The 21,631-nt window shown below is 44.1% G+C and carries 18 protein-coding genes and 1 riboswitch; of the genes, 17 read left to right on the top strand and 1 reads right to left on the bottom strand.

Going from position 1 to position 21,631, the window contains the following annotated elements; all coding sequences use genetic code 11:
- The first annotated feature begins 8 nt into the window (after positions 1-8).
- The 14 genes from Q7V32_RS16895 (at position 9) to Q7V32_RS16960 (ending at position 16,127) form a co-directional block, all read left to right on the top strand.
- Positions 9-1,544 (top strand): XrtA system polysaccharide chain length determinant, encoded by a 1,536-nt coding sequence (locus Q7V32_RS16895; protein WP_304898154.1) that lies wholly within the window; start codon positions 9-11, stop codon positions 1,542-1,544.
- 90 nt (positions 1,545-1,634) lie between these two features.
- Positions 1,635-2,531 (top strand): XrtA-associated tyrosine autokinase, encoded by an 897-nt coding sequence (locus Q7V32_RS16900; RefSeq protein WP_304898155.1) that lies wholly within the window; start codon positions 1,635-1,637, stop codon positions 2,529-2,531.
- A 6-nt stretch (positions 2,532-2,537) separates the two neighbouring features.
- A complete protein-coding gene (locus Q7V32_RS16905; protein WP_304898156.1) occupies positions 2,538-4,085 on the top strand; it encodes a TIGR03016 family PEP-CTERM system-associated outer membrane protein in 1,548 nt (515 codons plus the stop codon).
- A 36-nt stretch (positions 4,086-4,121) separates the two neighbouring features.
- On the top strand, positions 4,122-4,973 hold the full coding sequence (locus Q7V32_RS16910; protein ID WP_304898157.1) for an XrtA system polysaccharide deacetylase: 852 nt from the start codon (positions 4,122-4,124) through the stop codon (positions 4,971-4,973).
- Between the two features lie 39 nt (positions 4,974-5,012).
- A complete protein-coding gene (locus Q7V32_RS16915; RefSeq protein WP_304898158.1) occupies positions 5,013-6,032 on the top strand; it encodes a FemAB family XrtA/PEP-CTERM system-associated protein in 1,020 nt (339 codons plus the stop codon).
- Positions 6,033-6,040: 8 nt separating this feature from the next.
- A complete protein-coding gene (locus Q7V32_RS16920; protein WP_304898159.1) occupies positions 6,041-7,228 on the top strand; it encodes a TIGR03087 family PEP-CTERM/XrtA system glycosyltransferase in 1,188 nt (395 codons plus the stop codon).
- A 52-nt stretch (positions 7,229-7,280) separates the two neighbouring features.
- Positions 7,281-8,552, top strand: coding sequence for a Vi polysaccharide biosynthesis UDP-N-acetylglucosamine C-6 dehydrogenase TviB (gene tviB, locus Q7V32_RS16925; protein WP_304898160.1), 1,272 nt, complete (start codon positions 7,281-7,283; stop codon positions 8,550-8,552).
- A 3-nt stretch (positions 8,553-8,555) separates the two neighbouring features.
- A complete protein-coding gene (locus Q7V32_RS16930) occupies positions 8,556-9,563 on the top strand; it encodes an NAD-dependent epimerase (protein ID WP_304898161.1) in 1,008 nt (335 codons plus the stop codon).
- A gap of 45 nt (positions 9,564-9,608) precedes the next feature.
- The gene (locus tag Q7V32_RS16935) at positions 9,609-10,760 is read left to right on the top strand and encodes a TIGR03088 family PEP-CTERM/XrtA system glycosyltransferase (RefSeq protein ID WP_304898162.1); all 1,152 of its coding nucleotides are present in this window, start codon (positions 9,609-9,611) and stop codon (positions 10,758-10,760) included.
- 42 nt (positions 10,761-10,802) lie between these two features.
- The gene (locus Q7V32_RS16940; RefSeq protein WP_304898163.1) at positions 10,803-12,695 is read left to right on the top strand and encodes an XrtA/PEP-CTERM system amidotransferase; all 1,893 of its coding nucleotides are present in this window, start codon (positions 10,803-10,805) and stop codon (positions 12,693-12,695) included.
- Positions 12,696-12,890: 195 nt separating this feature from the next.
- Positions 12,891-13,271, top strand: a complete 381-nt coding sequence (locus Q7V32_RS16945) for a hypothetical protein (protein WP_304898164.1) — start codon at positions 12,891-12,893, stop codon at positions 13,269-13,271.
- Positions 13,272-13,545: 274 nt separating this feature from the next.
- Positions 13,546-14,097: a formaldehyde-activating enzyme gene (gene fae, locus Q7V32_RS16950; protein WP_304898165.1), complete on the top strand. Its 552-nt coding sequence runs from the start codon at positions 13,546-13,548 to the stop codon at positions 14,095-14,097.
- A gap of 70 nt (positions 14,098-14,167) precedes the next feature.
- On the top strand, positions 14,168-14,638 hold the full coding sequence (locus Q7V32_RS16955; protein ID WP_304898166.1) for a hypothetical protein: 471 nt from the start codon (positions 14,168-14,170) through the stop codon (positions 14,636-14,638).
- 370 nt (positions 14,639-15,008) lie between these two features.
- Positions 15,009-16,127 carry a hypothetical protein gene (locus tag Q7V32_RS16960; protein ID WP_304898167.1) on the top strand — a complete coding sequence of 373 codons (1,119 nt, stop codon included), beginning with the start codon at positions 15,009-15,011 and terminating at the stop codon, positions 16,125-16,127.
- Between the two features lie 10 nt (positions 16,128-16,137).
- Here the strand turns inward: Q7V32_RS16960 and Q7V32_RS16965 are convergent, their stop codons facing one another.
- Positions 16,138-16,596 (bottom strand): hypothetical protein, encoded by a 459-nt coding sequence (locus Q7V32_RS16965; RefSeq protein WP_304898168.1) that lies wholly within the window; start codon positions 16,594-16,596, stop codon positions 16,138-16,140.
- A 566-nt stretch (positions 16,597-17,162) separates the two neighbouring features.
- Positions 17,163-17,240, top strand: a riboswitch (cyclic di-GMP riboswitch).
- Positions 17,241-17,307: 67 nt separating this feature from the next.
- On the opposite strand from Q7V32_RS16965, the gene Q7V32_RS16970 reads away from it, so the two are divergent.
- The 3 genes from Q7V32_RS16970 (at position 17,308) to Q7V32_RS16980 (ending at position 21,570) form a co-directional block, all read left to right on the top strand.
- Entirely contained in the window at positions 17,308-18,126 is an 819-nt protein-coding gene (locus tag Q7V32_RS16970; RefSeq protein ID WP_304898169.1) for a PEP-CTERM sorting domain-containing protein, read from the top strand.
- A 73-nt stretch (positions 18,127-18,199) separates the two neighbouring features.
- A complete protein-coding gene (locus tag Q7V32_RS16975) occupies positions 18,200-19,855 on the top strand; it encodes a hypothetical protein (RefSeq protein WP_304898170.1) in 1,656 nt (551 codons plus the stop codon).
- Between the two features lie 170 nt (positions 19,856-20,025).
- Positions 20,026-21,570: a ShlB/FhaC/HecB family hemolysin secretion/activation protein gene (locus Q7V32_RS16980; RefSeq protein ID WP_304898171.1), complete on the top strand. Its 1,545-nt coding sequence runs from the start codon at positions 20,026-20,028 to the stop codon at positions 21,568-21,570.
- Positions 21,571-21,631 lie beyond the last annotated feature (61 nt).

The following is a 21,631-nucleotide window of genomic DNA, read 5'->3' on the forward strand; positions in this document are numbered from 1 at the left end:
TACGAATTATGCAAGAGCAGTTCGCAGAGATTTTATATTACATAAAGGCAACATTTAGATATAAATGGTTGGTCATAATAGCTGCATGGCTTGTTTGCCTGCCTGCGTGGTGGTTTATCTTGAAGATGCCGGACAAATATACTTCCACAGCCCGAGTCCAGGTGGATACCCGTACCATGCTAAGACCCTTGCTGTCAGGGCTTGCCATTCAGGCTGATGTTCAAGGTATGGTTTTGATCATGAAACAGCTTATGTTTTCTCAGCAAAACCTGGAAACGATTGCAAATCTTGCTGATTTAGGATTGGACTCTTCTTCCGAGTCCAACAAAAACCAGATAATTGACCGATTAAAGGCCAATATAAGGATAGACGGCGGTTCCAATGAGATTTTTTCAATCAGTTTTGATTCTGAGGATCCGGTTGAAGCAAAACATGTCGTTCAAGCTGTGCTTACCGTTTTTTCAGAACAAACTCAAAAAACCGCTTTGGATGATGCGGGCTCTGCTCAGCGATTTATTATTGACCAGATCCAGGAATACGAGCAGCGATTACGCAATGCAGAAAAAGCCAGGGAAAGTTTTAAAAAAGCCAATATGAATTTGTTGCCGGGACAAGGAGGCGATCAAATTTCGCAAATCCAACAGCTTAACAGCACTCTTGAAGAAGCCAAATTATTCATAGAGGAACTAAACTCGCGTAAAGAAGTACTTAAAGAACAATTGATTGAGGCGCAAGAAAGCGGGGAGGATGAGTGGGATCTGGGTCTTGAGAGCACAACGAGCAGCGAAGACGCCAGATTAACTTCATTAAAAGCGCAAAGGGATGAGTTATTACTGAAATACACGCCAAAGCACCCCAGCATCAAGGTACTCAATGAAAATATCAAGTCTATCGAAGCTGACGCCAGAAAAAGAGCGGCCGAAACCCCTGTTGCTGATAGTGTGGAACCGCTAACAAATCCATCATCCACAAATCCTTTTGCGCAATCGATTAAAGCGGCGCTTAACGATGTCGATGCTCAAATTGCTGCAATGAAGTCACGAATCTCAGCCTATGAAGCAAAAATAAAAACGTTGGATGAAGAGTTTAATCAGCGATTAAGCATTGAAACTGAAATGCAAAACCTCAACAGGGACTACGATACGATAAAAGGCAATTACCAGTCCTTATTACAACGTAAAGAGCAGGCCAGTCTTTCTGAAAAAGCGGACAATCAGGCCACTGCGTTGCGATTTAAAGTAGCTGACCCGCCTAATAAACCGCTCAAGCCATCTGCGCCTAACAGAGCACTGCTTTATTCGGCAGCCTTCGGTGTTGGAATTGCGTTAGGCTTAGCTGTTGCATTCTTTTCTGTGTTAATTAAACCCACTTTTATTGCCGTTAATCAGGTAAGAAATCTAACCGGATTGCCTGTGCTTGGAAGTATTTCAATCATTTCAAATGTAGACAGAAAGAAAAAATTTAGTAAAGAGTTGGTCCTCTATGGCCTATCATGCAGTTTGCTGATATCTGCTTATACAGGCATTATGTTATTTAAAACCTGACTGCCAACCCTGCGCAATATACGAGTAATATTTTTTAGATTGGAATGAAGTACTTAATATCATGAAATTGACATCGATTATTGGAGTCTTATGAACCTGATTGAAAAAGCCTTAGAGAAAGCAACAGCTGAAAACGACTCTAACGCATCCAATGAAGAAGACACCGAGCTTGATAACCCATCGATACATGATGATGCTTCAGACGAAACTGAGATTGTTTTTTATGAATCACAAACGATGGCTCATAAAAATGATAAATCTAATTCTGAAATAGAAACCTTTAATTGGGACTATTTACGTGAAAATGGCTTCATTGATCCCACAGTTAAGTATCTTCAGATAGCCGAAGAGTTTCGAACAATCAAAAGACCTTTGGTTATCAATGCATTAAGCGGAATGGAAAGGGGCATTGAGCGTTCCAATCTCATTTTGATAACAAGCAGTGTTCCTGGCGAAGGAAAAAGCTTTACTGCAATTAATCTTGCGATAAGTATTGCTGCAGAGAGAGATAAGCAAGTTTTATTGATTGATGCCGACGTCGCCAAGCCTTCAATATCCAGAGTTTTAGGTATAAAAAAAGGACCTGGATTGATTGAATACCTTGAAGGAAAAAATACTAAACTTTCCGATATTATTTTAAAAACTGAGATAGATGGTCTCAGAATTGTCCCTGCGGGTAAAAGTCACCAATTTTCAACCGAATTACTGGCTAGTAACAAGATGCTTAGTCTAGCTCAAGAATTAAGCGAACGGTACGCTGACCGTATCGTGATTTTTGACTCTCCTCCTTTACTCGCTGCAACTCAGGCGGAAGTATTATCTTCAATGGTGGGTCAGGTTGTTTTGGTGATTGAAGCAGAACAAACAGCACAAAATATAGTGATGGAGTCCGTAAAAAAACTGGAAGCCTGTGATGTTGTCCTCGCACTTTTAAACAAGACAAAACGCGGGTTGGATATGAATTATTATGGCTATGGGCAATACTAGGAAACAATGAAAAACCCGGGCAAAAATAATCGGCGAATATTAATCGCATCCCTCGGTGTGTACTGTATTTTCTCACCCAGTCATGTCGCGTGGGCTTTGAATATAACAGCAAGGCCCAGTATGACGGTGAATGAAATTTATTCAGATAATATTAGTCTGGCACCGTCAGGTTCCGAAAAAAGCGCTTTTGTGACTGAAGTCAGTCCTGGATTGTCAGTATTCGGTCTTGCTCCTCGCTACCGATTGAACCTCGATTATCGCCTGCAGGGCCTATACAATGCAGGCGGCACTTCAGATATCGATATTAATCATCAGCTTAATTACAATTCCAATTATGTAGTGGCGCCCGGTCGTTTGTTTCTAGATACGCGTAGCTCAATGAGCCAACAAAATATCAACAATAATCGCCTCATAACAGACAATGTGGTGGGTTCCGAGAACACTTCTACAGTGACAACATTTGGACTCTCACCTTACTGGACACCGCACTTTAGTAATTATGCCAACGGCATAGCCCGTGTTTCGTATGATAGAGTCACCTCCGACGGGGGCGAGTTATCAGATACCGATAATATCTCACAAAATATTGGCTTAACCAGCGGCCGGTATTTTTCTAAAATCAACTGGTCGGGCAATTTCAACAATGAAATGAATCAACGCGCCGATGGTGACGATGTTAATTTCCAAAGTTCGTCAGGCCTTATTCAATATAATCTAAATCGTTTGTTCAGCGTTTTTGCCCAGGGCGGGCACAGTAACAATGATTTTGAAACGACGACTGACACAAACCAAAACGGTTTCTTTTATACCTTTGGCGGGACGTGGCAGCCTAGCCGGATTTTCTCCCTTTCAGCGGGCGGTGGAAATAATTCATTTGTTACAGTCTATGTGGCCCCGATTCAACGTCTACAATGGACCACAACTTACAGAAATAATGACATTGGCACGAATACCGGTAGTGTCTGGCAAACCAACTTACGATATGTAACCCGCCGGTCTGTTTGGGGGGTGACCTATAACGAAGACACGACCACAGTTCAGCAGGTTATACTTGAACAGCAACTTCAGGGCGGCTTGTTTGGCAACGATCCGAACAATTTAAACAACCCTAATAATCCTAACTTATTTGGCAGAAACTTGGGACTTCCACTGTTTATTGATGAAGTTTTTGTAAGAAAAAGAGCCGAAATCAGTTACTCGTACAATACAGGAAAATCTGTTTTAAGTGCCCAAGCCTTTACTGAGACACGTGATTATCAAGTACAGACTACGCAAGATGAAGTCTATGGTATTTCTGGTTCCTGGTTCTGGCAATACAGTCCTAAAATGACGACCTTTCTCAGAACAAACTGGCAAAACACAGATGCAAATACGGTAGCAAACCAGCCATCATCGAGCAATCAGTTGATAGATGCCTCTATCGGACTTAGCAGAGTCCTCGGTCGTAACATAAGCGGTAATTTAGAATATCGTTATTTTAAACAAATGTCTGATGATGCCGAAAATGAATATGATGAAAATCGCATTACATTAGGTTTGTCGGCGTTTTTTTGAACGTTGATTTTTCTTTCCCTGCATCAGTAGGATCACATGCAATTGACAAGCCCAGTTAACGCGATGACAGTAGATGTCGAGGACTATTTCCAGGTCTCTGCATTTGAAAAATATATAAATCGCAGCGATTGGGATTCACTGCCTCAGCGTGCAAGCCAAAATACACATAGGATATTGGATGTATTTGCCGAACATAATATCCATGCGACTTTTTTTACTCTCGGTTGGGTTGCGGAACGAAACCCTGACCTGGTTAAACGTATAGTGAATGAGGGACACGAATTGGCTTGTCATGGCTATGCCCATCAACGTGTAACAGACCAAACCCCTGCGCAATTTAGCTCCGATATTATTAAAGCAAAAACCCTGCTTGAAGATCTTGGTGGGCAAGCCGTAAATGGCTATAGAGCACCGAGTTATTCAATTGGCGCAAAAAATCTCTGGGCTCACGACATTCTGAATGAAGTCGGTTTTTTATACAGTTCCAGTGTTTATCCAGTTAAACATGATCTTTATGGTATGCCCGATGCTCCACGGCATATTTATCAACCGCTTAAAAACAGTCACTTTAAAGAAATTCCCATAACGACAGTAACAATTGGAAACAAGAATTTTCCTTGTGGAGGCGGCGGGTTCTTCAGGTTTTATCCGTATGCTTTTTCAAAATGGGCTTTCCAGGTCATTAATAATAAAGAACAGCAATCCGGTATCTTCTATTTTCACCCATGGGAAATCGATCCGGAACAACCTAGACAGAAAGGTATCAATTTAAAATCCAGATTCAGGCACTATTTGAATCTGGATAAAATGGAACATCGAATAATCAGACTTTTGACCGATTTTAAATGGGATACGATGGCCAACGTTTTTTTGCAAAAGCCTCATTAATACCCCCGATACAATTACTTATACATTATTGCGTTGTAAATGATAAAAATACTGGATGCTACTGATTACCAGAAATGGGATGATTTTGTAAATAACCATCACGATGCTACTTTTTTTCATCTGTCAGGATGGAAGGAAGTCATCGAGCGATCATTTGGCCATAAAACCTATTATCTTTATGTTGAAATTAATGGTGCCATTACGGCTATTTTGCCTCTTGCCCATATCAAAAGTGCTTTGTTTGGAAACGCCCTCACTTCATTATCGTTTTGTGTTTATGGTGGCATTGTCGGATCAGATCAAGAATCCATGCAACTGCTGGACAAAAGAGCCTGCGAATTAGCCGAAGAACTCGGTGTGGATTATCTGGAACTTCGAAACCGGACCCGCCAGACACCTGATCGGCCCTTTAAAGATCTCTATGTCACTTTTAGAAAAACGCTGGATACCGATGTTGAAAAAAACATGCAAGCTATCCCTCGTAAACAAAGGGCAATGATAAGAAAAGGTATTGCTGCCGGTTTACAAAGCCATCTTGACTCGAATGTCGAACGCTTTTATCAGGCTTATTCAGAAAGTGTCAGAAACCTGGGTACGCCGGTTTTCTCCAAAAAATATTTTAAAATCCTTAAAGAAATATTTCAGGATCAATGCGAAATTCTTACCGTTGAAAAAGACGGCCAATTGATCAGCAGTGTCATGAGTTTTTATTTTAAGGATGAGGTTCTGCCTTATTATGGCGGCGGCACAGATTTAGCCAGAGCCGTTCAGGGTAATGACTTTATGTATTGGGAAGTCATGAGAAGAGCCGTTGAAAATGGCGTCAAAGTCTTTGACTATGGTCGAAGTAAAATTGGAACAGGATCTTATAGCTTTAAAAAACATTGGGGGTTTGAGCCTGAACCCTTATTTTATGAATTTCACCTGGTCAAAGCCGAAGCGCTTCCAGATATTAATCCGTTAAATCCGAAATACCAGTTGTTCATAGCCGCCTGGAAGAAACTTCCGCTGGCTATGAGCCAATTTGTCGGACCTTGGTTATCTAAAGATTTAGGATAACCGGCTTAATGGAAAAATTATTATTTTTGGTGCATCGCTTACCTTATCCGCCAAATAAAGGCGATAAGATACGTTCTTTTCACTTTCTAAAGGCCTTATCTCAACAGTATGAGATCTACCTGGGCACCTTTGTAGATGATCCTGAAGACTGGCAATACGAGCAAACCGTTAAAAGCTATTGCCAGGAAACCTGTATTGTCAGCCTTAATCCGCGCATTTCAAAAGTTAAGAGCTTGACTGGATTATTATCCGGTGAAGCTTTAAGTCTTCCCTATTATAAAAATAAAGAAATGCAGGATTGGATCGATCAAATCCTTAAATCAGCAGCTATAAAAAAAGTCCTGATTTTTTCTTCTGTCATGGCGCAGTTTGTCTTAAATAAACAGGATCTTGAGATTATCACTGACTATGTTGATGTGGATTCCGATAAATGGCGGCAATATGCATTGAAAAAAAGATGGCCGGAGAGTTGGATTTACCGGCGAGAATCAGAAAAGTTGTTAAGCTTTGAACGTCAAGTTGTATCCAGGTCGATATCCGGAATATTTGTTTCAGAACAAGAAGCCGCGCATTTTCAAGCTTTAGTCCCCGAATATAAAGACCGAATTAGTTTTGTCAATAATGGGGTGGATACCGATTATTTTTCGCCCTTACTGAATTACCCATCACCTTATCAAGCGAGTGAAACACCGATTGTATTTACCGGTGCCATGGATTATTGGGCGAATGTCGATGCGGTCGTTTGGTTTGCAAAAGCTGTTTTTCCAGCTATCTATTCTAAAGATCCTTCTGCCCGATTCTATATAGTAGGATCAAAACCTGCCAAAGACGTGCAGGCCTTGATCGAGCTGCCAGGCATTGTTGTTACCGGACGTGTTGAAGATGTCAGACCTTATCTGGCTTTTGCTGCACTGGTGGTCGCCCCCCTTCGTATTGCCCGGGGTATTCAAAATAAAGTATTGGAGGCTATGGCCATGGAAAAAACCGTATTAGGTACTGCGGCCGCTATCGAAGGGATTCCGGTAAATGACCAGCTTAGAGTCTTTATAGAAGATGACCCTTTGCAGACTGCGAAACTTGCCGGCCATCTTTTGACTGAAAAAGACCGGAATAAAGCCGAATCGAACCGGCAATTTGTTATTGATCATTTTAGTTGGTACAGCAGCACTGAGAAATTAATCGCTATGATTAATTAGCGAATCCAAAAAATTTACAGCTCATAAATATTTACCTTAAAAAGGCTTGAACATGTTAGAAAACATAAAGTTAGGCATGATAGGTTTAGGTTATGTCGGTCTGCCTCTTGCTGTTGAATTCGGCAAAAAATATTCTACGGTAGGCTTTGATATTAACGCTGCCAGAATCAAGGAATTACAACAGGGCCATGACCACACCCTTGAAGTCAGTTCAGAAGAGCTAAGTGAAGCAAATCAACTGACGTATAGCTCATCCATTGATGATATTAAAGATTGCAGCATTTATATTGTTACGGTACCTACGCCCATCAACGAATTTAAACAACCTGATCTTTCTCCACTTGAAAAGGCAAGTAATCTACTCGGTCAAGTTATCAAATCCAATGACATTGTCATTTATGAATCAACGGTTTATCCGGGGGCGACCGAGGAAGTCTGTGTACCTATACTTGAAAAAGTATCCGGACTGGTTTTTAACCAGGACTTTTTTGTCGGTTATAGTCCGGAGCGGATTAACCCTGGAGACAAAGAACACAGAGTCACCAATATACTCAAAGTGACTTCCGGCTCAACCCCTGAAATTGCCGAAAAAGTCGACCGACTTTATAAAAGCATTATCACTGCCGGAACCCATAAGGCGAGCAGTATAAAAGTCGCCGAAGCTGCTAAAGTGATTGAAAATACACAGCGTGACGTCAATATTGCCTTAATCAATGAATTGGCGCTTATATTTAACCGTTTGGGCATTGATACGGAGGAAGTCTTACTGGCAGCAGGGACCAAATGGAATTTTTTACCTTTCAGACCGGGTCTTGTCGGTGGGCATTGTATCGGTGTGGATCCTTATTATTTGACCCATAAAGCTCAGGCTATAGGCTATTATCCCGAAGTGATTCTTTCCGGGCGTCGCATCAACGATGGTATGGGTGAATATGTAGTCAATCAACTGGTAAAGTTGATGTTGAAAAAACGTATTCATGTCAAGGAAGCCGAGGTCCTGATTATGGGCTTGGCATTTAAGGAAAATTGTCCCGACCTGCGCAATACGAGAGTGGTTGATATTTACCATGAATTGCAAAGCTATGGTGTTAATGTTCAAGTTTACGATCCGTGGGTGGATGCAGAAGAGGCCATCGCTGAGTATGGAATTAAACCTTTAACCAAGCTTGAAGAAGGAAAGTTTGATGCGATTATACTTGCCGTTGCCCATCAGCAATTCAAGGAAATGCCGATTGCCTCAATTAAAGCGCTGACCAAAAAAGACTCGGTTATTTATGATTTAAAATACCTTTTTCCAACTGATCAGACGGATGCCCGTTTATAACCTATGAAAATCTTAGTCACCGGTACAGCCGGATTTATTGGTAACCGTTTAGCCCAAAAATTATTAGAACGCGGCGACGAAGTTATCGGTGTTGATAACTTGAACGATTATTACGATGTTAATTTGAAGTTATCACGACTCAAATTAATAGGAGACCATGCGGGTTATACCGATATTAGAGCCGATTTGGCCGATCGAACCGCGATGGAAGGGATCTTTAAACAACATCAACCGCAACGGGTTGTTAATCTCGCCGCTCAAGCCGGCGTGCGTTATTCAATCGAAAATCCACATGCTTATATTGATAGCAATATTGTGGGTTTCATTAATATTTTGGAAGGCTGCAGGCATAACGGGGTTGAACACTTGGTCTATGCATCCAGTAGTTCAGTCTATGGGGCTAATGAAAGCATGCCCTTTTCAGTGCATGATAATGTTGATCACCCGCTCAGTCTTTATGCGGCATCAAAAAAAGCCAATGAATTGATGGCGCATACCTACAGTAACCTTTACGGTTTACCGACAACCGGATTACGTTTTTTTACCGTTTATGGCCCCTGGGGGCGTCCCGATATGGCTTTGTTTTTATTTACTAAAGCCATTCTTACGGGAGAAAAGATTAAGGTTTTCAATTATGGAAAGCACCGCAGGGACTTCACCTATATCGATGATATTGTCGAAGGGGTTATTCGAACGCTGGATCATCCTGCTCAGCCCAATCCCGAGTGGTCAGGGAAAAACCCGGATCCAGGAACCAGTCGCTCACCGTGGCGGGTTTATAATATAGGCAATCAAAACCCCGTTGAATTGATGGACTATATCGAAGTATTAGAAAAAAGATTAGGCAAAACGGCTGAAAAAGAATTACTGCCTTTGCAGCCCGGCGATGTTCCTGATACGTATGCCGATGTGGAAGCATTGGTCCAGGACGTTGGCTATAAACCTTCCACACCCATAGAAATTGGTATTGAGCGGTTCGTTAATTGGTACCGGGACTATTACCGTCTTTGAAATGGCTAAACCATTGCCTCCGCAACTCATCTTCAGAAGGCGCTGATGAATCAGACACTCACGGAGCCCCCGCTCATTGCCCATGTTATTTACAGTTTTGGCGTGGGCGGACTGGAAAATGGCCTGGTTAATTTAATTAACCGGATTCCTAAAGAAAAATACCGCCACGCCATTATTTGCCTGAAAGCAAGCACCGACTTTAGTAAACGGCTGCAACGAGATGATGTTGCAATTTACGAGCTTAATAAAAAAGAAGGGCACGATTTGGCTTCTTTTGTTCGTATGTACCGCTTACTCAGAGAAATTCAACCGGCTATTGTTCATACGCGTAATTTGGCGGCTATTGAATATCAAATCCCGGCTTTGTTGGCTGGTATTAAACGTCGAGTTCATGGCGAACATGGCTGGGATGTGTTTGATCCGGACGGCACCCAAAAAAAATATCAAAGACTCAGGCGGTTGATGGGGCTCATCATTCAGCGTTTTATTCCTCTTTCCGGCCATCTTGAGCGTTACCTTATAGAAAAGGCAAAAATCCCCGCGTCAAAAGTGCAAAGAATCTGTAATGGGGTTGATACTGAAAAATTTTTTCCGGCAAAAGACGCCAAACACTGTGAGCAGACAATCCCTTTTCAACTGAATGAAAATACAGTCATTATCGGCGCTGTAGGCAGAATGCACGGCGTAAAAGACCAAATTACCCTGGTTAATGCGTTTATAAACCTGTGCCATCAATACCCCGAATTAAAGCAGTCTGTCCGGCTGGTCATTATCGGTGACGGGCCCTTAAGAAATGAAGCTTTGGAACTGCTCAAACAACATGAGTTGACTGAATGGACTTGGCTGCCGGGTGAACGAGACGATATCGCTGATTTGATGCGCTGTTTTGATGTTTTTGTTTTGCCTTCAAAGGCAGAGGGGATATCCAATACGATTCTTGAAGCGATGGCAACCGGTTTACCCGTCATAGCCACACGCGTCGGCGGCAATCCGGAATTGGTCATCAATGACGTGACTGGGCGCTTGGTTCAGAAAGAAAACGCTGTTGAAATGGCAAATGCTATAAATGAGTATGTCACTGACAAACAAAAGCGATTAACTCATGGCGAAAATGGACTTAAACGAATTCATCAGGAATTTTCTTTAAACATCATGGTTGAGCATTACTTAAGCGTCTATGATTATTTAGCGGATTGAACAACGCGTGCCATTTTTAACTTTTAAGTGGAAACAACCAGTATGTGTGGAATAGTCGGAATTTTTGATCTAAAAGAAAAACGCGATATCAACAAGGATTTACTGTCGCGAATGAATGAAATTCAATTTCACCGCGGACCCAATGAAGGGGGATTGCATACTGAACCAGGCTTGGGCTTTGGTCATAGGCGCTTGTCAATCATAGATTTATCCAGCGGTCAGCAACCTATGCACAGCCAGGACGGCAATGTCGTACTGACTTATAACGGCGAAGTGTATAACTTTCCTGAATTGAGGCTGGAGTTAGAGGCACTGGGTTACCGATTCACGACTCATTGCGACACAGAAGTGATATTGATAGGCTGGCAGGCCTGGGGTGAAGCCTGTGTAGATCGCTTGCGCGGCATGTTTGCTTTTGCAATCTGGGACAGAGCCAAAGAGGTTTTGTTTCTGGCGCGTGACCGGCTTGGCGAAAAGCCTCTGTATTATGCCGAATTGCCTAATGGACAATTCATTTTTGGATCAGAGCTCAAAGCGCTAAAAGTCCACCCCGATCTTCCCCGTGAACTTGACCCTAGCGCAATAGAAGATTATTTCGGCTTTGGCTATATTCCGGACCCTAAGACTATCTACAAAAACGTTCATAAGTTGGAGCCTGGCTATAAGCTGAAAATTAAAAGAGGGCAGGGCCAATTTAAACCTGAACAGTATTGGAATGTTAATTTTTCAGTGCAAAACGTTAAAAGTGAGGCGGAAATAGGCGAAGAATTAATCGAAAGATTCCGTGAAGCCGTTAAAATCCGCATGATGGCTGACGTGCCTTTGGGAGCCTTTTTATCCGGTGGCGTAGATTCCAGTGGTGTTGTTGCAATGATGGCCGGTTTATCAGATCAACCGGTCAACACGTGTTCAATTTCATTCGGTGATCCGGCTTTTAATGAATCAAAATATGCACAAATGGTGGCTGACCGCTACCATACCGCTCACCGGGTAGAACAGGTAGATTCGGATGACTTTCATTTGATCGATAAGTTGGCCGATCTTTATGATGAGCCTTATGCCGATTCGTCGGCTTTGCCGACTTACCGTGTTTGTGAGTTAGCCAAAAAACAAGTGACCGTGGTGCTTTCAGGCGATGGCGGCGATGAAAATCTGGCCGGTTACCGGCGTTACCGCTGGCATACTTACGAAGATAGAATGAGGTCATTGGTGCCCACCGCTATTCGTAAACCACTCTTCGGCTTTTTAGGAGCCGCCTATCCGAAAGCGGATTGGGCGCCTAAAATGTTCAGAGCTAAAACCACTTTCGAATCAATAGCCCGCGATTCTTTAGAAGGCTATTTTCACAGTGTTTCTGTAAATTCAAACGGACTAAGAAGCGCTTTGTTCAGTCCCAAGCTGAAACAAGAGTTACAAGGCTACCAGGCCGTTGAAGTATTCAGGCGCTATGCTAAAGATGTCAACATAGAAGATGCACAATCGATGGTTCAATATCTTGACATAAAAACCTACTTGCCGGGCGATATCCTGACCAAAGTCGACAGGGCCAGCATGGCTCATGCATTAGAAGTGCGAGTGCCTTTATTGGACCATAAACTGGTTGAATGGATGGCCAGTTTACAACCCGACCTTAAGCTTAGAGAAAAGGAAGGCAAATTTATCTTTAAAAAATCATTGGAACCCTATTTACCCGAAGATATTTTATACCGGCCAAAAATGGGTTTTGCTGTGCCATTGGATAATTGGTTTAAAGGACCTCTAAAAGACAAGGTCAGGCAAGCGTTATTGGGTGACACGATGGCGCAAAGCGGATTGTTTGACCAGCAATTCATTACTAAAATGGTCAATCAGCACCAAAGTGGCTTGAGAGATTACAGCGCGTCCATTTGGTCATTACTGATGTTTGAAGCGTTTCTCCGAAATAATCAGGCTTAAGTCTCGAAGATAAATCCATCCCAAAACCTTCCAGGGCATATGGGCATTTTATTGTGATAGAAGTGCCCATTTTTTAAACCCTCTCAATCTTTTACATCTGATAAACTGAATTCGATTAAGCCCTCATTAATTTACTTCCCCGTATTATTCAATCGAAACGGAATTAAATTTTCTCTTAACCTGAGGGTCATTAAAATGAAAAAACTGATCGCGATATTGATTGTCAGTCTTGTCTATTCTCCATTTGCTTTAGCCTCAGGTGGCCATGGTCACCGTGAAAGAGGTTATCGTCATAGTCATCATCCTCATCCTCATCACCGAATCCGATATGCCGCCCCGGTTTATTATGTTCCGGTTGAACGTCATTATTACCGAGAAGAAGTCCGTTATTATCCACAGCGGGTCGATCGATATTATCGTGAACCGGACCGCTATTATGACGATAGAAGAACAACAAGCGGTTTGGTTGGTGGCGCATTGGGAGGTGCGCTCGGGTATGAAGCAGGTAGAGGCGATCCTATTGCAGCTGGAATAGGCGCCGCTGCAGGCTCATTATTCGGCAACGGAATGCGCTGAATTTGACTAGGAATGCACTTATATACTTATCGTAGATCGAAATTCGGCACCGGGGTGCCCGTCAAAGGACGCCGTAAATACATCCCTATAGGCTCTATGCCAGCATCCATGCTGGCATAGCCTTTGCCGAACAACCCGTTGCTTCCTTAGGTACTGCCGAAATTTGAAGTGCGAAAGTTATAACTTTAATCCAAGAAAAGTATAAAGTTGCCGCTTGATGACTTAGCACCTAAAATGAATACTCTTAAAATATTTTCTGGGAGGCAAAAGTATCATGTCAGAAACAATTTGGTTTAGAACCGGCGAAGCGACTGTATTTTCGAGCGAAGGGCAGGGAACAGATGCGATGCCCGAAATTTTAATTGGCGATATAAAAGGTCCCGCAGGTCATGCTTTTGCCAATCTGATGGGGCAAACTGCAGGACATACGCGCATGTTTGCTATTCGCGCCTGCAACCAACAGGTTCGCCCGGCAACTTTGATGGTTCCAAAAGTTACGATTAAATCCAATGCCTATGTCAATCTTCTGGGTGGCCCCGTTCAATCGGCCGTTGCTGATGCGGTGCTTGACAGCGTTATAGAAGGTGTCATTCCCAGAATTCAAGCTAATGATCTGTGTATTATTGCGATGATTTGGATAGCGCCTGAGTGCGCCACCAATCCGGATTTGGATCGAAAAGATTTATATCGAACCAACTACGAAGCAATGAAGCTAGCTATCCAACGCGCACTGAGTAACTCGCCAAGCATTGAAGAGTTGATTGCCAATCGGCATAAAATCAGCCATGAAATGTATGACCCGGAAACCGGCGAATCACAATGGTAAAAGTTTAAGCTTTCAGTCCGTCAGATTTATGAAAAATCGCAAAATATGTATTCAACTTACGCGTGATTAAGTGACTTTAATTATTTTGCAAACCATCCTTAAACAGTGGGATAAAAGTGAATTGACGGACTATCACACAGAAAAAAGATCAGCCATTCCAGACCAATTCCCTGTAAATATTCCTCCTGCAACCTTTATTTGCGATCAAAAATGCCTCATAGATCATCACCGATTTGGCAGCTTTGAGTCTGATTTGATTTTTTCACAGTATAAAAATAATAGGGTTAGATTCAGTCCGTTCACACTGAATTTAAATGAATGCGAAATTGAATCAGACGGTTGCACAAGTCAGCTCGGTTTAAATCGTTGGTTAAAGTTCCGATATTTCAACCGGCGCCGTGTCTTTGAAAAAGATTTCTACTTTTGGTTATATGAAGAAATAACACTGAATGCTATTTTGCTAAACCAGTTAGATGATCAGGTATTTTTAAAATCATCACCTAACCAAACCATTCAAGTTCCCGGATTGAATCAAAACTAAAATACTTATCGGTTGATTAACTCAAGTTGTAAACACCCCTATGCGGCAGCAATTACCCAAGGATGGGTTCAATGGCGACCATCGTAATAAATCGATAACGTATCGTAGGAGCGGGTAATGCCCGCGATCTAAGGTGGTTCAACCGCAGGAATGGCTCGTTCCTATAAAATACGCTTAACTTGAAGTGGGCAATGGGTTTTCGGGTTCCTCGCAAGGCTTGCACCACCCTTCTAATTTAAAACTGTAATTACTGCAGGAATTATCTGTTTAATCTATTCTGATAATGATTAATAAATCATGACCGGATGCATGCTTTACACGACTACAGCATGCATGTCGGAAAAATCAGCTTAAATTGCACAGGATATTAATGAACGCACTTTCCGCCATAATCAGCGTTTACCGTCCTCAGACGGATAGTCAAATTCAACAGCTCACTGTTTTTTTTGAAAAGTTAAGGAAGTGGTCGCAAGACTATTCAGAGTGTGATTTTCTTCATCCTTGCCTGATTGACGAACAACGGGCTTTAATCTGCAATAAAAATCTAAACAACACGCACCCTAAAGCCTTTGAGGCTTTATCCGAGATAACAAAACACTGTGGCATTCGCCTAAAAGAAGACAGCAGGGTCCAAAAAGTCGAGCAATACGGATCTGAGCGCAGGCAAAAATCAGCCATGGTTTTGTCCTTGTGTATCGGATTACTGATTGCCACAACACAATCAAAAGCGGACTCTCTAAGTCAGCAACCGATGACAGTTTCAATCAGCTCAAATCCTGTCGCACTTCTGAATAGAATCGATGCTTTAAAACTCCAAAAAGATCAGAAAAATAATCTGCGCTTGACGCGTTCGGCGCCGTCTGTAAAACCCTTCAGTCGGCAACTCCGCACTGAAATGACAGTAGATAAGGCCGCCTACCGGCAAATCAGGCGATTATTACAACAGGCCTATCAGCAAAAGCCTGGAGATCCGGCAGGCATTCGAGCCGATTTGGATCAGATGGCCCGCTATTACGCGCAGTTTAGCGACACCATTGAATTACTGAAAAGCCTCGAAAATAAATCACTCAGTCTGCAATACCGGAAAAATGCCTGGGAAACCCAGGCGTATGGAAACCGATTTAGGGTTGATTCAACGACTGTATTTTTTGACTCCCGGACGGGCGCTAAATTTGGATTTCATAGCCAATGTTCAGGAAATCCTGCTTGTTATATCGCACCGGCTGACGCTTTGCTGCACGAACTGTTGCATGTGAATATCATGCTTAACGACACCGGCCGGTTTATTGCGGAAGGCGGCATGAAGCCAAGCCTGTATCTCTTTGAGCATGAGCGTGAAGTGATAAAAATGGAAGTCATGCTGTTTAACGCAATGAATCGACGCGATGGAAAATCACGCCCATTGCGTCAACGGCATATCGGTCAATTAGTTGAAGTGGATTGCTCACTGTGTCTTCCAGGGGCCTTGACGGTCGCATCTGTCGATTGACAAATTGGCGTTAGATCAGATCCGGCAATGGGTCCGGTCCGATCAAGTCGTATTTCTCATAAAGATAGCGTTTAAGCCACTCATCAGCATCATTGCTGTCTTTAGGTCGTTCGCCCAGTTTGAGCAGGTGCTGTTTGAGAATGTGTTCCGGCATCAGCAATAATTCTATGTCGGCCATTGCGACGAATTTGTCGGGCGGGGTATGTCCTGAGTTGACGATTTTAAAGAGTTGATGTTTTTTTATATTCAAATGGGTATTAATTTCTTCTCGAAGTTCCAGTAACAAAGGCAGTAATTCACTGCCGACGTGCGTACTGTCCATGATGAGTTCCAACTTGCTTATAAGATACGCCACCGCAAAACGGTACAAATCCGATTCTCTTACATATAGGCGGGTGGCCAGCGCCTGGACCTGTTCTCGCTTGGTGTTTTCCAGCCGCATCGAAACAATCTGTTTTATTTCACTCACTTTAAATACCCGGTTTAACGCTACATCAATCAGGACAATTTAAAAGATCAATATGACAGAATTGCGACAATGAACAATTTGAAAAAAGAAAGTGCTCTAGGAAATAGGGTTAGTCTGTAATGGAAGGGCCAATAAATCCGATGCCGAATAGTGCTTGCGAATCACTTATCATGTTAGACGTTATGTCACATAAAAGTCATTGTAAAACAGCATTAATAGTCCTTTAGCCGGATTTAAAGTCGATTGTTTCTTATCAGGAATTTCAAAAATCAGTCAAATTTAAGGCTGTCAAAATCGTGTAATCAAACAGGACTAATCTAATTGTTTTGAATTGGATTTTGATCAATTCGTATTACATGTCATCAAAATTTAACACAACTGTAAAACTTAGAGTGCATTGAGTATGAAAGAATTTGCGCCAAGTTGAAAGCCGAAGGAGTTCGGTAGGTCGATAATGGAAAAGGGAGATAGACCAGTCGTTGCACCAATCAGTTTAAGGAATAAAGATGATGCAACGACCAGGACACGGACAGGCAGTTCCGGCGTAAGGCTGGATATGCCGGGTGTGATGATGTTGCCAAACCCGTCGTGAGGCGGGGACGGAAAGCCACGGGTCTTGCCAGCAAGATAGCCGAGTCGCAGCCATTTACTACGAATGGGCACAGCTCCCGGTTTTTTTGTTAACAAACTTTAACTTTTTAAGAGGCAGTTATGAACATTGTGAGTAAATCATTATTAGTCGGTGCGATGGCACTGGCTGCGACTGGCGCTCAGGCGCGAGTTGCATCGTCTGCATTATCGGGTTTTGAAAATGATCCCTTGGGCTCTGAATTGTTTTTAAGCGTTTACAACGCGGAAGGTCAAATTTCCTATGCCTTGGATTTGGGTATCCGGACTAAAGACTTCGATCCAACTAAACCGCTTAGCTTCAACATTTCCAGCAACGCATTTTTATCGTTCATGGCCGGTACATCGGCAGGACAATCGCTTGTTTACAGTATTGTTGGCGCCAACAATTTTTTCTCGGATCTCCCGGATCTGGACTATTTGGGCTTGTTTGTGACCAGTAAAGGCCAGCCAGCACTTCAGGATTTCAATGGATTTAACAATAGTGTGGCTAAAGTTTCGCAACATATTGACCAGTTAAATTCACGCTCAGGTCAGTTGACCGGAACCAATCAACAGACCGGTAATAAAGCCGTTAATCTGGATTCTTTCTCGACTCCGGGAACGGCGGCGTACTATCCGGTCAACTGGGGTTCAAACCTAGGCAATTCATTCGGTAGCAGCGTAGCGGTGAGTGCCGGCGAAGCGGCCGAATTTTGGTGGTTAAGCCAGCCGTTTGATGAAGAGCTGGGCGATCATGTCCCAACTGCAACACTGTTGGGCTACTGGAACTTCACTGTTGCGGGTAATACAGCGAATCTGGAATTTTCTAGTGCTCCTGCTGTGGTACCCGTGCCTGCCGCGGTCTGGTTGTTCGGAACCGGTCTGATGGGCTTGTTGGCGGCCAAACGCCGTAAGGCTTAATAACGCTCGTTCCCGGCGTTATCGGTGTCGGGAAATTAGCTTTTGACCCAATTTGAATTGAGGAATCATAACAATGAACAAAAAAATTACTGCGGTCCTTGCGGCCGTGACATTAGCCGGCTTTTCCGGCTTGGCGTCTGCCTGGACGCCGAGCCAAGGCGCGCCGGACTTACAAATCAACATGTCCGGCGCGACGGCCATGGACAACTCGATCACCAGTTTGTTCACAACCTTGTGCGAGCCTGGCACCTTGGACAGTTATTTCAATGATAGCGCGAATCCCGGCAATGCCTACCGCGCGTTCTATTGCACATTGACGGCCAATAAGGTACCGGGATTGTCGGTCAGCCCATTGAAAGTGTTGTTCGTCAAACGTTCAGCGGGCGGTTCGGCTCAAGGCGTCAATCCGATCATCGATCAACAAAGACTGCAAGCCTTAAATATATTCAATAACAACTGTACGCTGAGCCCTACCGCCAACAACCCCAAAAGATGGTTGTGCCGGACCAGCCAGCCAGGCGATTTGGAATTGAGATACTCGGATATCGGGATTTCGGATGTTGACGTCAGAATGTTCAGGGGTGTTAACACGCCGGCCGGTTTCAACCCGGTCAATCCGGAAAGTGCGAACGACCTCGACAGCGTTTCGGTCGCAGCTTTGATTTTCGGTGTTCCGGTCAACAACAGTCTGTATAACGCGTTGCAGTATGCACAAAGACAGTTCGGTCCGATTCCCAGCGATTGTGCGATCGGCGAATACAGCCGTGAGGAATGTATTCCCAGCTTAAGCAAGAGCGATGTGGCGTCATTGATGAACGGCCGTGTTGCTTCCTGGACTCAATACATGATCGACGACGGAAGCGCGACCGGTAGAAGTCTGGTAGATGTCGTGAGCGACGGTATTGCCGGAGGTGTTCAGGGGCTTTCGCTTCCTACAAGGCTGGGCGGCACGGCGGCCCGCGAAGCATCCAAAAACTTTGTTCGTTATTGCAAACGCGTCAACGGTTCCGGAACCGGCGCGCAGCAATACGCCAAATTTTTGCATAATCCTTGTACGGACGGTGCAGCTGAACCCATGCAAGCCTCAGTATTCACGACCGGTCCTATCGTTATCCAAAACTCGGGTTCAGGAGACATCGAGCTGTGCTTGAACGACTATCAATTGGGTTTGAACAATACCGGGCAGAACGGTGTTTCTGGCTTGGCACCACTGGCTAGAGCCTGGGCCTTCGGCGTACAAAGCTTGGAGAAAAATGATGCTAATGCCAATCCGCAATGGCCTTATAAGTTTGTCAAGATCGACGGCGTAGCGCCAACTTTGGAAAATGCTTTCACCGGCAAATATATGGATGTAGTCGAGATGACCTACCAATGGTTGAAACCCAACACCAACAAACTGCCGGCTTGCGCATACGGTCAATTAGGCTCACATCCTGCGACCTGCGGACCAAGACCGCCTGAGCAAGATGTCAAGGTGATTATCGACCAAATGCGCGAAGAAGCCAGTCAGCCGATTGTCGTTGGCAGTGTGCTGAACGTGGCATCGAACTACCCTTTCGGTAAGTCAGGTTATCTGGCGCCTGCGGTTCCTTTTGCGACTTCACCAAGCTTTACCGGCTTGCTGAACGAAAACGCACCTATTTGGCCGTACACACATAACACCGGCGCCGGTATCAACAACTGTGTCGTACCTATGTTGCCGGCAGCGGTCACCAAGAAACCTCTGTAATTAGCTATCGACAACGTGTCAATGGATTAGGACTCCGCAACGGGGCCGGCAAGGATGCAAAAAACAGCCCCCGCTTCGGCGGGGGCTGACCTGTTTGTAAAACATTAAAAATATTAGCTATGGTCAGGAAGGAAAATTGCGGGTTTCGTTGGTTGCTGATAGGAGGGTTCGTGTTAGCCGGCTTATGCCGTTCGGTTTTTGCCGAGGATGCCGACCATTTCGATTTATGGGAATTGAGAGTCAAGGGGAATACCCTGCTGGAACGCAAAGACATTGAAAAAACCGTCTATCCCTTTTTGGGAGAAGGCAAAAATATCGACACGGTTGAAAAAGCCCGTACCGCATTGGAAGAAGCCTACCATGGCAAAGGTTATCAGACTATCGCAGTCGACATTCCCGAGCAGGATGTCGTCGGCGGTGTGGTCTATCTGGAAGTAACCGAGGGCCGTGTCTCTCGCTTGCGCGTGACCGATTCGCGCTACTTCTCGTTAGGCAGTATTAAGGCCAAAGTGCCGGAACTGGCGGAGGGCAAAGTGCCCAATTTACCGAAAATGCAGGAACAGCTGGCAGAACTGGGCAAGGAATCATCGGACCGGACTGTCGTGCCGATTTTGCGGGCAGGGGAAACGCCGGGAACGCTGGAAGTGGATTTAAAAGTAAAAGATGAGCTGCCGTTGCACGGCAAAGTCGAGGTTAACGGACGTAACGTTGCCGACACCAGCCGATTAAGAACAATTGCCTCGGTGCGTTATGACAATTTATGGCAAAAGTTTCACAGTGCCTCCTTCATGTATCAGACCGCGCCTGAATCACCGGAGCAAGTGGAAGTCTTTGTCGGGACGTATGTAATGCCGGTGTTCCAAACCGATGCCCGCTTGGCACTTTACGGGGTGAGTTCGTCATCCGATTCTCAAATTGCCAGTGCCGGTGCGTTATCCGTCATCGGTATCGGTGATATCTACGGTGCGCGAATTGTATTGCCTTTGACCGCCAAAGATAATTATTTTCATACGTTTACCGCCGGTGTGGATTACAAATCATTTGAAGAGGATTTGAATTTGATCGGTGCCGATAAGTTGAAAACGCCGATTACCTATCTGCCGTTCATGGTGCAATATTCCGGTAATTTGCGCGGTGAATCCTCGTTGTTGTCATTCAATACGGGGCTGAATTTTTCGATTCGGGGCCTCGGAAACGATGAACAGGAATTTGCCGATAAGCGGTTTTTGGCAAAGCCGAATTATATGATTTTTAACGGGGGTATCGACTACACCCACAATTTGCCCAAAGGGATTGATTTTATCAGCCGGGTTTCCGGGCAAGTCTCAGACTCGCCCATCATCAGTAACGAACAATATTCAATCGGTGGCGACGAAAGTGTGCGTGGCTATTTTGAAACCCAGGTGTTATCGGATGACGGCATTCAAGGGTCATTCGAACTGTATTCGCCGCATTTGCTGCCTGTTAATGAAGAATGGGAATTCGTCAATAAATTGAAGGGGCTCGTGTTTTTGGATGCAGGCCAAGGTTGGTCCAAGGATGTGCTGCCGGGTGTGGACAGTAAATTCAGTCTCGCCAGCGGAGGCTTTGGTTTTAGGTTGCAGGCATGGAAATACCTGGTAGCAAACCTGGATGTTGCGTTTCCGTTCATTGCCCAGGGAACGATAGACAGCGGTGATCCGAGATTGCATTTTCGAGTGGCAACAGAGTTTTAAGTACGAAGAAAAAATGAAACTATTCATTCCCCCTCTTTGAAAAAGAGGGGTTAGGGGAGAT

Origin of the sequence: Methylicorpusculum sp., from assembly GCF_030651835.1 — a bacterium.
In the GTDB taxonomy this organism is placed as follows: Bacteria; Pseudomonadota; Gammaproteobacteria; order Methylococcales; family Methylomonadaceae; genus Methylicorpusculum.